We start from the raw sequence: 12,727 nt of genomic DNA, 5'->3' as shown, positions 1-12,727 counted from the left end.
ATGGCGCGGCGGGGCCCAGGCGGCTGGGTGACGCTGGCCTTGGTCGCCGGCGTGCTGTCGGCGCCCCTGGTCGTGTTCATCGGCGTCTTCGGCCTGCGCTTCGGCTGGTGGGGCCTTGATGTCGCGCTCGACCTGCTGGGCGTCACGGTCGCACCGTGGCTGCTGGGTCTGGGCGCGATCTGCGCCCTGCTGCTGTTGTGGCGGGCGCGGCGCACCGGCGTAATGGGCTGGATTGTCGGGCTGGTTGCCTTAGCCATGGTTGGCGGAGGCGTATGGCTCTACGACCGGCATGCTGTCGGGTACTCGATGACCCAGCCCTCGCCGCGCAGCGTCTCTACGAATGCAGATGATCCGCCCGGCTTTTCGGCCCGGCTGACGGCTGCGAGGGCCGCCTCTGAAGCAGTGCCGGAGCAGACCCTGCGCAGCACGTCATGTCCCGGGGTCGTCTCCATCCCCTCCCAAGTCCGCGCCGAGGATGCGACCGCGGCCTTGCAGCGCGCAGGCTTTACACCCCTGCCATCCTCCCTGTTCCAAGTTGAGGGCACCCACGAAGGGCTCTGGTTCCTGCGCAGGCATGACGTCACCATCCGCATTCGCCCCGGCCAGACGGATGTGCGGGTCGCCCCCCGCGATCAACGGCCCCAGGGCGGCGAGACCTGCCGCCTCCTCGCCCGGATCGTGGCGGAACTTCAACCGCGTAGCTGATAGACGGTGGTGGCCGACGGCACCCCGTTCGCCTCTACGTCCCCCCGTCGCTCCAGCCGGATCAGATGCGCCAGCAGGGACTGGGCCGCCGCCGGCCACAGGCGCTGGTCCACGGCCGCATAGAGGGCGGGCACCATCGCCCGCGCAGACGATGGCCCCTTCGCCAATGCTTCCAGCACCTGGTCGTCCCGGCCCAGCCGATGGGCCTTCAGCGCCTTCAGGAAGGGCAGGGGGGCGGTCACCGGCCCGCCGTGGGTGGGCCACAGCGTGTCGAACCCGGCCGCCATCACCCGGTCCAGACTGTCCAGATAGGCGTCCATGTCGCCCTCGGGCGGCGAGACCACACTGGTCGACCAGCCCATCACATGATCTCCGCTGAACAGGGCATTCTCCTCGCGCAGGGCAAAGGCCAGATGCTCGGGCGCGTGGCCGGGCGTGGCCAGAACGTCCAGCGTCCAGCCGTCGCCGGTGATCCGGTCGCCGTCGGTCAGATCCTGATCCGCCGACAAGGCGGGGTGGGCCAGAACCGGTGCCCCGACCGCCTCGGCGAAGGGGCGGGCCAGCGGCAGGTGGTCGGCATGGCCGTGGGTGACCAGCACATGGCTGACCGTCTGGCCCTCGATTGCCTGCAGAAGGGCCGACAGATGGCCGTCATCCGCCGGGCCTGGATCGATGACGGCCACTGAGTCTGCGTCGCCCACCAGAAACGTGCCCGTCCCCGCAAAGGTGAAGGGGCCGGGATTGTTGGCCAGCACCCGCCGGATGCGCGGCGTCAGGCGCTCGGCCTGTCCGTACAGGGGCGTGAAGTCACGGACGAAGGGAATGGGCGCGGCGGTCACGCGGGCTGGCCCCGGAGCTGGCCCGGGGTTTGCGTCAAGGTCTCGTAAACCCTCTGTGGAGTGCGCGTCATGGCCCGAACCCTGGCTCTGGATGTTTCAAATCGGCTCTTGCCGGTGATGTTGGCCGTCATCTGTATCATGACGAGCCAGCTGGTGGTGGCGTCATGCACACCCGAGCCCGTGCCCTACGCCAGCCGCGTGGCGATCAGCCGTTAACGCGGTAGCAGCAAGGCGACTCAGGTCGCCACGGCAGACCATCTCTTGTCTGGAATAGCCCACGAAAGCCGATGCACAGGGTCCGAACTGCGGTTTCGCGCATGAGGCGTGACACCGGTGTCTTCGCCATTGATGACACGAGGGCATTCTAAAATCATGCGAAACATCAGCAATTTAAAGACACTGTGGCTTGATTGCGACAATGTGGCGACGATTGGGTTACCGACCTGTAATTGTCGTGCGCGACCGAAGATGCGGGTCTACGGTGGCAAACAGTCTGTGTGCATTGGGGCGCACGGATAATGGTTGTCGGGACGCGGGGGACCTACGGGAACTTCGTCTCGGCCACAGGAGGACCACAGTTTGAAAACCCAGACCATTCGCCAACGCTTGCTGCACTCGACCATGATCGGCGGTACCGCCCTCATGGCGCTTGTGGCGGCCCCGGCCGTCGGCCTGCTGGCTCCCAGCACCGCCATGGCCCAGGACCTGGTGCAGGGCGCCGTTTCCGGCACCGTTGAAACGCAGTCGCAGACGCCGGTCGCCGGCGCCACCGTGACGCTGCAATCGGTGTCGCAAGGCTTCACCCGCACCTACACGACCGACGCTTCCGGTTCGTTCCGCGCCATCGCCCTGCCGCAAGGCCGCTACACGGCGACCATCACGGCGCCGGGCTTCTCCTCGCTGTCCGACGTCATTTCGGTCGGCTCGGGCGGCACCACCTCGGTGGTCTTCACCGTCGGCAGCGCCTCGGGTGCCTCGACCGTCGATGACATCGTCGTCGTCGGCGTTCGGACCGCCGTGTCCGACTTCGACGCCACCACCACCGGCCTGACCGTCAACGTTGAAGAGCTGTCGAGCAATGTGCCGATCGCCCGCGATGCCGGCGCTGTGGCCCTGCTGGCTCCGGGCGTGACGGCCTCGGATAACGCCTTCGGCGGCATCCCGACCATCGGCGGCGCTTCGGCCGGTGAAAACACCTACTTCATCAACGGCCTGAACATCACGAAGTTCCGTGACTTCACCGGGTCGTCGACCGTTCCGTTCGAGTTCTACCAGACGCTGGAAACCAAGACCGGCGGCTATTCGTCGGAATTCGGTCGCGGCACCGGCGGCGTGCTGAACGGCACGACCAAGTCGGGCGGCAATGAGTGGGAATTCGGTATCACCGCGTACTGGGAGCCCGACGCCCTGCGTTCGGACTCGCCGGACACCTATCTGGCCCAGAACCGCTTCGATGAAGTCGAAACCTCCGACATCATCTTCGACTTCGGCGGCCCGATCATCCGCGACCGCCTGTTCATCTTCGGTCTGGTGAATTTCCGCGACCGTGAATTCGTCAATATCGGAGCCCCGACCACCGATCCGGACTTCGGTGCGGGCGCCAACGGCACCCGGGTGACGTCGAACGATCCGTTCTACGGCGCCAAGATCGACTATCTGATCAATGACGATCACCGCGTTGAGTTCACCTACTTCTCGGATGAGCAGACCCAGGAAACCAGCAACATCTTCGTCGATGCCAATGGCGACTATGTGGGTCAGTTCACGCCCTCGACCTTCGAGTTTGGCGGATCGAACTGGGTTGCCCGTTATACCGGCATCTGGACCGACTGGCTGACGACCTCGCTCGCCTACGGCGTCAACGAGTACAACGAGTACAACTCCTCGCCGGGCGACGCCGGGGCCCTGATCACCGATCAGAACCCGGGCTTCCCGCGTCGCGGTATCTGGGGTGTGGGCCAGCCTTCGGTCAACGAGGACGAGCGCACCATCCTGCGCGCTGATGTCGACATCTATGCCGACTTCTATGGTGCTCACCACTTCCGCTTCGGTATCGACCAGGAGAAGCTGGAGTCCTACCAGGCGCTCGACTATTCGGGTTCCGGCTACAACTACTGCCGCCCGGGCGGCATCACTCCGACCATCGCCTGTACCGGTCAGGTGACGGGTGGTATCTGGTATCGCTATGAGCGTCTCGTCGGTGGCCAGCCCACCCGCGTGCGTATCCGCGCCTATGACAACGACGGTGGCTGGAAGTCGACGCAGAACGCCTACTACCTGCAGGACTCCTGGCAGGTGACCGATCAGCTGACCCTGAACCTGGGCGTGCGTAACGAGGGCTTCGAGAACGAAAACCTCGCCGGCGTGGCCTTCATCGACCTGCAGGATCAGTGGGCTCCGCGTCTGGGCTTCACCTATGACGTCACGGGCGACCGTACGTCCAAGCTGTTCGGCTTCTATGGCCGCTACTTCCTGCCGGTGGCCGTGAACACCAACCAGCGTCTGGCTGGCGCCGAGTTCTTTATCCAGGATCGCTGGATGCTGGACCTGAGCGGTGGCCCGAACGACACCAACGCCGACGGTATCCACGACACCACGGATGAGCCGATCCTCGGCACCTTCGTCAGTGGCGCCAACTTCGGTGACGGAACGCTCAAGGCCACCAACACCTCGGTCGATGCTGAAATTGATCCGATGTACGTTGACGAGTTCATCCTCGGCTACGAACAGCAGATGTGGGACGGCTGGACCCTGGGCGTCAAAGGCACCTATCGTGAACTGGGCACGGCCATCGACGACGTCGCCATCGACGCCGCCGTTCTGGACTATTGCGACAACGTCGCGACGGACCTGACCTACACCCAGTGCTATTCGGTGTGGTACGGCTTCCACCAGTACGTCCTGACCAACCCGGGTGAGGACATGGTCATCACCCTGTCGGGTGCCGACCTGTCGCGCGCCACCGGCGGTGCGATCACGCAAGACCGCGAGATCACACTGACGGCTGACCAACTGAACTATCCGGAGCCCGAGCGGACCTACAAGGCCGTGGAAATCTCGATGGAGAAATCCTTCGACGGCATCTGGGGCGCCCGGTTCAGCTACGTCTGGTCGGAAAGCGAAGGCAACTACGAAGGGGCCCTGAAGTCCGACAACGGCCAGGTCGACCCCGGCCTGTCGCAGGACTTCGACCAGCCCGGCCTGACCGACAACTCCTACGGCTTCCTGCCGAACCACCGCGCGCACAGCTTCAAGGCGTTCGGTAACTGGCAGGTGACGCCGGCGCTGAACATCGGGGCCAACCTGATCATTCAGTCGCCGCGCAAGTTCGGCTGTCAGGGGGTTCACCCGACCGACTTCTTCGCCTCGCTTTACGGCCCGGCGTCGTGGTTCTGTCAGGGCGTGGCCACGCCGCGCGGCTCGGTCTTCGAAAGCGACTGGACCAAGAACCTGGACCTGACGTTCGCGTACAACCTGTCGGAAGTCTTCACCATTCCCGGTGACTCCCTGGTTCTGCGTGCCGATGTGTTCAACGTCTTCGGCTTCGAAGCCGAGACCGACTACAACGAATTCGGTGATCTGGACGCCTCGACGCCCGACCCGAACTTCGGTCGCCCGACGGCCTATCAGGCCCCGCGCGGCGTGCGTCTGAGCATGGCCTACCGCTTCTAAACGGTAAGCCAGATACAAGACTGGGGCGGCGGACCTTCGGGTTCGCCGCCCTTTTCTTTGCGCGTAGCCGGGAACCGCCGTCAAAATGCCCGGTTGAACCGTGACGCTGGCCCACGCATTAAGGGGGTGTCCCCCTCAGACTTCAGGATGTCGATGACTGTTCGTACACTTCTTCTCGGAACCGCTATGGCGATCGGCCTGGCGGGCACGGCCGCGGCCCAGGACGCGGTCATCCGCACAGGCGGGACCGATGCCGTCTTCGCCTCCCAGAACACCGAGCGCATGTGGGAGGCCGTGGCCTATTCCAACCCGCTGCCGCCCGGCGCGCCGACCGCCGACTATCCGCTGGTGGCCTGGTGCGAGGCCATGGTCAGCGGCCATGTGGCGCTGGGCGAAAGCCTGAACACCGACGACGAATTGGATCTGGAGCTGATCGAACTGGGCCGCGCCGAAGAGCGCAAATTCAGCCGCGCACTCGAGGTCGCCGGCCCGCGGCAGAGCCCTGATATGCTGGAGCTCGCCGACACGGCCGCCGCGGGTGTCCGTGCCCGCTGGTCCCGCATGATGGAGCAGGATCTGACTGCCCGGGATGAGACCTTCGGCCTGTTCTTCGGCCTGCCCGGCCGGTGTGAGCACGCCGCCCGCCGCATCCGCGAGAACATCACCACGCCGCCCGCCACCCTGGCGGACGTCGGGTTGGAACCACCGGCCGCTGCGACCGAGTAGGGCTCAAGCCGCGTCGCTGCGCGCTCTGCGCTCCGGCTGGTAGTTGAGGATCGGGGCCAGCCAGCGTTCGGCCATGGCCACATCCCAACCCTTGCGTCGGGCATAGTCCTCGACCTGATCGCGGTCGATCTTGCCGACCCCGAAATAGTGGCTGCCCGGGTGCCCGAAATAGAGGCCGGAGACCGAGGCCGGCGGCGTCATGGCATAGCTTTCCGTCAGCGCCATGCCCGCATTCTGCTCAGCATTCAGTATACGGAACAAAGTCGCCTTTTCGGTGTGATCCGGCTGGGCGGGATAGCCGGGGGCGGGGCGAATGCCCTGATATTGCTCGGCGATCAGGGCGTCGACGTCCAGGGCCTCATCGGCCGCATAGCCCCACAGCTCGGTTCGCACCTTGCGATGCAGGGCCTCGGCAAAGGCTTCGGCCAGCCGGTCGGCCAGCGCGGTGGCCAGAATGGCGGAATAGTCGTCGCCGGCGTCCCTGAACCGTTTGGCGATCTCCAGCTCGCCATGGCCCGCCGTCACGGCAAAGGCGCCGATATAGTCCTGGCCGGTCTCGGCGACGAAGTCGGACAGGGCCAGATTGGGCTTGCCGTTCGACTTCTTGATCTGCTGGCGCAGGGTGTGGAACCGGGCCAGTTCGTCGCTTCGGCCTTCGTCGGTGAAGACCACGATGTCGTCGCCCTCGGCCCGGGCCGGCCAGAAGCCGACCACGCCCCTTGCCGTGAACCAGCGCTCGTCGATGATCCGCTTCAGCATCGCCTTGGCGTCGGCGAACAGGTCGCGCGCGGCCTCGCCGACGATCTCGTCCTCAAGGATCAGCGGATAGCGCCCGATCAGCTCCCAGCTGGCGAAGAAGGGCGTCCAGTCGATATGGTCGGCCAGATCGGACAGGTCCCAGGCGTCGAACGTCCGTATACCGATGAATGACGGTGCGCCGGGCAAGGGGGCATCCGCCTCGGCCCGCCAGCGATTGGCCCTGGCGTCGGTGATCGAGGTGCGCGCCTTGGTGTCCTGGCTGCGGGCATATTGCTCGCGGATGCGGACGTATTCGTCGCGGGTCAGCGCCTCGTTCCTCGCCCGTTCGTCCTTCGACAACAGGCCCGAGACCACGCCGACGGCACGACTGGCGTCGATGACATAGGTGGTCGACCCGCGGTGATATGCCGGCTCGATCTTGACCGCCGTATGGGTCCGGCTGGTCGTCGCCCCGCCGATCAGCAGCGGAATGTCGAACCCGCGCCGCTCCATTTCCGAGGCCACGAACACCATCTCGTCCAGCGACGGCGTGATCAGGCCCGACAGGCCGACGATATCGACCTTGTGCTCGACGGCGGCGTCGAGGATCCGGTCGGCCGGGACCATGACGCCCAGGTCGATGACCTCATAGTTGTTACACTGGAGCACGACGCCGACGATGTTCTTGCCGATATCGTGGACGTCGCCCTTGACCGTGGCCATCAGGATGCGGCCCGCCTGCTCGCGCGGCTTGCCGGCCTTCTCCGCCTCCATATAGGGCTCCAGCCAGGCCACGGCCTGCTTCATCACCCGCGCCGACTTTACCACCTGCGGCAGGAACATCTTGCCCGAGCCGAACAGGTCGCCGACCACATTCATCCCGTCCATCAGCGGGCCTTCGATGACGTGCAGCGGCCGGTCGAACGACAGGCGCGCCTCCTCGGTGTCGGCGTCGATATAGTCGGTGATGCCGTTGACCAGGGCGTGTTCGATCCGCTTGCCGACCGGCTGGTCGCGCCATTTCAGATCGACGACCCGCGCCGCGCCCTTGTCGCCCTTGTAGTTCGGGGCGAGGTCGACCAGCCGCTCGGTGTTGGACACATTGGTCCGCTGCGGCCGGTTCAGGATCACGTCCTCGACGGCCTCGCGCAGCGTCGGGTCAAGCGTGTCATAGACGGGCAGGTCGCCAGCGTTGACGATGCCCATGTCCATGCCCGCCTGAATGGCGTGATACAGGAAGACACTGTGGATCGCCCGCCGCACCGGCTCGTTGCCGCGGAAGCTGAACGAGACGTTCGACACCCCGCCCGAGACGCGGGCGTAGGGCAGGGTGGCCTTGATCGCCCGCGTCGCCTCGATGAAGTCGACGGCGTAGTTGTCGTGCTCCTCGATCCCCGTCGCCACGGCGAAGATGTTGGGGTCGAAGATGATGTCCTCGGGCGGGAAGCCGACCTCGTCCACAAGGATGCGGTAGGCCCGGGTGCAGATCTCGATCTTGCGCGCGGCGGTGTCGGCCTGGCCGACCTCGTCGAAGGCCATGACCACCACGGCGGCGCCGTAGCGCAGGCATTTGACCGCCTGCTCACGGAACTCGGCCTCGCCCGCCTTCATCGAGATGGAGTTGACGATCGGCTTGCCCTGGACGCACTTCAGCCCCGCCTCGATCACCTCCCACTTGGAGCTGTCGATCATCACCGGCACGCGGGCGATGTCGGGCTCGGCCGCGATCAGGTTGAGGAAGGTCCGCATGGCGGCGGCGCCGTCCAGCAGGCCCTCGTCCATATTGACGTCGATGATGGCCGCGCCCGCCTCGACCTGCTGACGGGCCACATCCAGTGCCGCCGCATAGTCACCCGCGACGATCAGCTTCCGGAATTTGGCCGAGCCGGTGACATTGGTCCGCTCGCCGACATTGATGAAGGTGGGACGCATCAGAGAGCCTGTAAACCCTTGCTGGTCTCTGCTCGCCACTCGTCGAGCTCCGGGCTTTCGGCCCAGAGTTCCTGCAACTCCGAGCGCCTCATCACCCTGTTGAGCGTCAACCTTGCGAGCTGTGCCGAAAACGGAGGGGGCGGCGGTAATAGATCACGCAGGATCGCCACCTCTGGAGAGAGGTCTACGACATCCGGTCTCCGCTTGGCGGCGACGAGCGTCGCGGCGGCAACGCCTCTCTGGCTGTCGGGCGCTTCCAGATAGCCGAATTTCAGGATTACCTTCGCCATCGCCCTGGTCGCGACGGTCCAGCCCCCTTCCTCGATTTCGTATCGAAGGTCGACCGCGTCGTCGTTCTCGAAAGCAGCGAGTCCCCAGGTACCCATCACGCCACCAGCTCAAACGGTTCCAGCCCCGCCAGCCGCATGGCCACCGCCCGTTCCGGAATCTCGCGCGTGGGCAGCTTCGCCACCGCCTCGGCGGTGTGGCGGATATGGTCGGGGGTCGTGCCACAGCAGCCGCCGACGATGTTGACCAGCCCCGACCGGGCCCATTCCTCGATGAAGTGGGCGGTCTCGTGCGGCTGCTCGTCATACTGGCCCATGGCGTTGGGCAGGCCGGCATTGGGATAGGCGGCGACCAGGGTGTCGGCCACGCGCGACAGCTCGGCGATGAAGGGCCGCATCAAATCGGCCCCGAGCGCGCAGTTGAAACCGACGGCGAAGGGTTTGGCGTGGCGCACGCTGTTCCAGAAGGCCTCGGCCGTCTGGCCCGACAGGGTCCGGCCCGAGCGGTCGGTAATGGTGCCCGAAATCCAGATCGGCAGGGCCTCCATGCCCTCGTCCTCGAGGTCCTTGATGGCCTTGATCGCGGCCTTGCAGTTCAGCGTGTCGGTGATGGTCTCGATCAGATAGAGGTGGACTCCGCCTTCGTTCAGGGCGCGGACCTGATGGCGATAGGCGTCATAGACCTGATCGAAGGTCACCAGACGCGCGCCGGGATCGTTCACGTCCGACGACATCGACAGCATCTTGTTCAGCGGCCCGATCGAGCCGGCGGCGAAGCGCGGCTTCGCCGGCTCTTTCTCCGTCCAGTGGTCGGCCGCGGCGCGGGCCAGTTTCGCGCCTTCGAGATTGATGTCCCACACCGCCTGTTCGTCGAGGTGATAGTCGTCCTGGGCGATGACGGTGGCCGAGAAGGTGTTGGTCTCGCTGATGTCCGCGCCGGCGGCGAAATACTGGTCGTGCAGATCGGCGATGACGTCGGGGCGCGTCAGGCACAGGATGTCGTTATTGCCCTTCATCTGGCCGACGTGATCGATGAACCGCTCACCCCGGAAATCCGCTTCCGACAACTCGCTGCGCTGGATCATCACGCCCCAGGCCCCGTCGAGGACGAGGATGCGTTCTTTCGCAGCCCGGTGCAGGGCCGCAATGCGGTCGGCGCGGGTCATTGATGATCCTCCCCTGTGAGCGAAGCGAAACGGGGGAGGGGGACCGCGAAGCGGTGGAGGGGGCGGAANNCGATGCCCGGATACTGCGGCCCCTTGTCGGCCGAGACCAGGCGATTGGCCGCCACCGAGGTGGAGCAATAGATCATCGCCTGGCGGGTCTGACCGTCCACCACCAGGGGGAAGGTCCAGGTGGTGCACCCGGGCGAATGGCCCGGCGTCAGGTGGGCGGTCAGCGCCATGCCCCCCAGCTCGAAGGTGTCCCCATCCTTCAGCACGCGGTCCACGGCCACCGGCTTGAAGGCGAAGGTCTCGACCTCTTCGGACCCCACATAGGTCCCGCTTTCCAGGGCGCTGCGGTCACCTTCGCTGGCCGCCAGGGCCGCGCCGGTGGCGGCCTTCAGATCGGCCAGGCCGCCGGTGTGGTCGAAGTGGGCGTGGGTGTTGAGGATCACCTTCACGTCGGCCGGGTCGAAGCCGAGCTCGCGGATCGAGGCCAGGATCAGGGGCGCGCTGGTGGGCATGGCGCCGTCCACCAGGATATGCCCCTCCGGCGTGGTGATCAGATAGACCGCAATCGTCTGCGTCCCCACATAGTGGAGGTTCTCGGCGATCTTCAGCGGCTCGCCCGGCGCGCTCCAGCCCGGCGGCAGCTGGGCCTGGGCGCCGCTGGCGATCAGGACGGCGCCCGCGGCGCCAAAGATCAAGCTTTTCAGGGTCATGTTGCGGCCTCCGTGGGCGCAGGCGCCGCCTCGCGCACGCCGAGCACCCGGCAGATGGCATAGACCAGATCGGCGCGGTTCAGGGTGTAGAAGTGGAAGTCAGCAAAGCCTTCTTCCTGCAGGCGGGCGCACATTTCGGCGGCAACCGAGGCGGCCAGCAGGCGGCGCGTTTCGGGGTCGTCGTCCAGCCCGTCGAAATGGGCGGCCAGCCAGTCGGGCACCGAGGCGCCACAGGCCGCGCTCATCCGCTTCAGCCCGTTGAAGTTCGACACCGGCATGATGCCCGGCGTCAGGGGCAGGGTGATGCCCGCCGCCCGCACCCGGTCCCGGAACCGCAGAAAGGCGTCGATGTCGAAGAAGAACTGGCTGACGGCCCGCGTCGCCCCCGCGTCGATTTTGGCCTTCAGCACATCGATATCATGGTCGATGGACGGGCTCTCCGGATGCTTTTCCGGATAGACGCCGACCGAGATTTCCATGTCGCCGTGCCGGGCGATGGCGGCGGTCAGTTCTGTGGCATTGGCATAGCCATCGGCGCGCGGCTGATAGACCCCGCCGATGCCGTTCCCGCCGGGCGGATCGCCGCGCAGCGCCACGATATGACGAACCCCGGCGGCCTTGTACTCGGCGACTACGCTATCGACCTCATCGCGCGAGGCCTCGACGCAGGTCAGATGGGCGGCAGGGGCCAGGCCCGTCTCGGCCAGAATCCGCTGCACCGTCCGGTGGGTCCGCTCGCGCGTCGATCCGCCCGCGCCATAGGTGACCGAGACAAAGCCGGGGTTCAGCGGCTCCAGCCGGCGGATCGCCTTCCAGAGGGTGGCCTCGGCCTCATCCGACTTGGGCGGGAAGAATTCGAACGAGACATTGACCGCATTGCGGTTCGAGCCCGCCCGCGCCACCGGCCCCAGCGGCGACAGCAGTAGGGCCCGGGCTTCAGCCAGCGACGTCATCAGGCGACGCTCCGCTTGGCATCGGCCGGGCGCACGGCGGTCCAGATCAGCACGGTCAGACCGTCCTTGTCGGGGGGCAGGGCGATGGGGGCGCTGGCCTTCAAACCGGCATCCGCCAGCCAGCCGTTGATCTCGGCATCGGTGAAGCCCAGCCGCCGGTGCTGATGCTCCTCGCGCAGCTCCTCAAGGTCATGCGGGGCAAAGTCGACGATCAGCAGCTTGCCGCCCGGCATGACCAGCCGCGCCGCTTCATTGATCGCCGTGGCCGGGTCCGCCAGATAGTGCAGCACCTGATGCACAAGCACCAGATCGGCGCTCTGCGAGGGCAGGCGGGTGGCAAAGATGTCGCCATGGCGCAGCTCGACCTTGCCGACGCCCGCCTGGGCCACCTTGGCGCGGGCGATGTTCAGCATATTCTGCGACAGGTCCAGACCCACGGCCATGCGCGCCCGTCCGCCCAGCAGGGTCAGCATCCGCCCCGAGCCGGTGCCCAGATCGACCAGCCGCTCGAACGGCCCCGGTCCGGCCGCGCGCTCGATCGCGGCCTCAACCGCCGACTCGCACACATACAGCGACCGGATCCGGTCCCACTGCGGCGCGACCTGCTCGAAATAGGCCTCGGCGGCGGCCTCGCGGTCGCGGCGGACCTCGTCAAGACGCCGGTGATCCTGCTCGCTGGAGCGGTCGTCCAGCAGGTCCAGCACCGTATCGACCAGCCGCCGCGCCGTGGGGTCAGATGACAGGCGGTAATAGACCCGCGCCCCGTCCGGGAAGCGCTCGATCAGGCCGGCCTCGGTCATCAGCTTCAGATGGCGCGACACGCGCGGCTGGCTCTGGTCCAGAATGTGCGACAGCTCCATCACCGACAGCTCATCCCCGGCCAGCAACGCCAGCACGCGCAGCCGCGTGGGCTCGCCCGCCCCGCGCAGGGCTTCTATGGTCTGATCAGCGGTCCAATTCATTCAATCATATAAAGATATCCTTATACGA

General features: G+C 66.1%; 10 protein-coding genes. 3 read left to right on the top strand and 7 right to left on the bottom strand.

The window, feature by feature from the left end; all coding sequences use genetic code 11:
• The first annotated feature begins 27 nt into the window (after positions 1–27).
• Positions 28–705 carry a hypothetical protein gene (locus B4K74_RS08945; RefSeq protein ID WP_164461742.1) on the top strand — a complete coding sequence of 226 codons (678 nt, stop codon included), beginning with the start codon at positions 28–30 and terminating at the stop codon, positions 703–705.
• Here B4K74_RS08945 and B4K74_RS08940 read toward each other — a convergent pair.
• On the bottom strand, positions 690–1,544 hold the full coding sequence (locus tag B4K74_RS08940) for an MBL fold metallo-hydrolase (RefSeq protein WP_286692655.1): 855 nt from the start codon (positions 1,542–1,544) through the stop codon (positions 690–692). The genes B4K74_RS08945 and B4K74_RS08940 overlap by 16 nt on opposite strands.
• Before the next feature lie 579 nt (positions 1,545–2,123).
• Here B4K74_RS08940 and B4K74_RS08935 point away from each other — a divergent pair.
• Both B4K74_RS08935 and B4K74_RS08930 read left to right on the top strand, forming a co-directional pair.
• Positions 2,124–5,216, top strand: coding sequence for a TonB-dependent receptor (locus tag B4K74_RS08935; RefSeq protein ID WP_286692654.1), 3,093 nt, complete (start codon positions 2,124–2,126; stop codon positions 5,214–5,216).
• 186 nt (positions 5,217–5,402) lie between these two features.
• Positions 5,403–5,942, top strand: coding sequence for a hypothetical protein (locus tag B4K74_RS08930; RefSeq protein ID WP_286692653.1), 540 nt, complete (start codon positions 5,403–5,405; stop codon positions 5,940–5,942).
• Between the two features lie 3 nt (positions 5,943–5,945).
• On the opposite strand, the gene metH is transcribed toward B4K74_RS08930, so the two are convergent.
• The 6 genes from metH to B4K74_RS08900 form a co-directional block, all read right to left on the bottom strand.
• Positions 5,946–8,612: a methionine synthase gene (gene metH / locus B4K74_RS08925; protein WP_286692652.1), complete on the bottom strand. Its 2,667-nt coding sequence runs from the start codon at positions 8,610–8,612 to the stop codon at positions 5,946–5,948.
• Positions 8,612–8,998, bottom strand: a complete 387-nt coding sequence (locus B4K74_RS08920) for a DUF4259 domain-containing protein (RefSeq protein WP_286692701.1) — start codon at positions 8,996–8,998, stop codon at positions 8,612–8,614. The genes metH and B4K74_RS08920 overlap by 1 nt, the downstream gene beginning before the upstream one ends.
• Positions 8,998–10,065, bottom strand: coding sequence for a homocysteine S-methyltransferase family protein (locus B4K74_RS08915; protein WP_286692651.1), 1,068 nt, complete (start codon positions 10,063–10,065; stop codon positions 8,998–9,000). Before B4K74_RS08915 ends, B4K74_RS08920 begins: the two co-directional genes overlap by 1 nt.
• Positions 10,062–10,784 carry a subclass B3 metallo-beta-lactamase gene (gene bla / locus B4K74_RS08910; RefSeq protein ID WP_286692650.1) on the bottom strand — a complete coding sequence of 241 codons (723 nt, stop codon included), beginning with the start codon at positions 10,782–10,784 and terminating at the stop codon, positions 10,062–10,064. Before bla ends, B4K74_RS08915 begins: the two co-directional genes overlap by 4 nt.
• Entirely contained in the window at positions 10,781–11,737 is a 957-nt protein-coding gene (metF, locus tag B4K74_RS08905) for a methylenetetrahydrofolate reductase [NAD(P)H] (RefSeq protein ID WP_286692649.1), read from the bottom strand. Before metF ends, bla begins: the two co-directional genes overlap by 4 nt.
• Positions 11,737–12,699, bottom strand: a complete 963-nt coding sequence (locus B4K74_RS08900) for an ArsR/SmtB family transcription factor (protein ID WP_286692648.1) — start codon at positions 12,697–12,699, stop codon at positions 11,737–11,739. Before B4K74_RS08900 ends, metF begins: the two co-directional genes overlap by 1 nt.
• Between the last annotated feature and the right edge of the window lie 28 nt (positions 12,700–12,727).

The organism is Brevundimonas sp. UBA2503, from assembly GCF_002341485.1.
Classification (GTDB): Bacteria; Pseudomonadota; Alphaproteobacteria; order Caulobacterales; family Caulobacteraceae; genus Brevundimonas; species Brevundimonas halotolerans.
The sequence above is the reverse complement of the archived record's forward strand: the minus strand, read 5'-3'. Positions and strand labels throughout refer to the sequence as shown.

Excerpts from the sequence above, each read along its gene's own strand:
- B4K74_RS08920 (WP_286692701.1), bottom strand. The coding sequence starts at position 8,998 with ATGGGTACCTGGGGACTCGCTGCTTTCGAGAACGACGACGCGGTCGAC.
- metH (WP_286692652.1), bottom strand. The coding sequence starts at position 8,612 with ATGCGTCCCACCTTCATCAATGTCGGCGAGCGGACCAATGTCACCGGC.
- B4K74_RS08915 (WP_286692651.1), bottom strand. The coding sequence starts at position 10,065 with ATGACCCGCGCCGACCGCATTGCGGCCCTGCACCGGGCTGCGAAAGAA.
- metF (WP_286692649.1), bottom strand. The coding sequence starts at position 11,737 with ATGACGTCGCTGGCTGAAGCCCGGGCCCTACTGCTGTCGCCGCTGGGG.
- B4K74_RS08930 (WP_286692653.1), top strand. The coding sequence starts at position 5,403 with ATGGCGATCGGCCTGGCGGGCACGGCCGCGGCCCAGGACGCGGTCATC.
- B4K74_RS08900 (WP_286692648.1), bottom strand. The coding sequence starts at position 12,699 with ATGAATTGGACCGCTGATCAGACCATAGAAGCCCTGCGCGGGGCGGGC.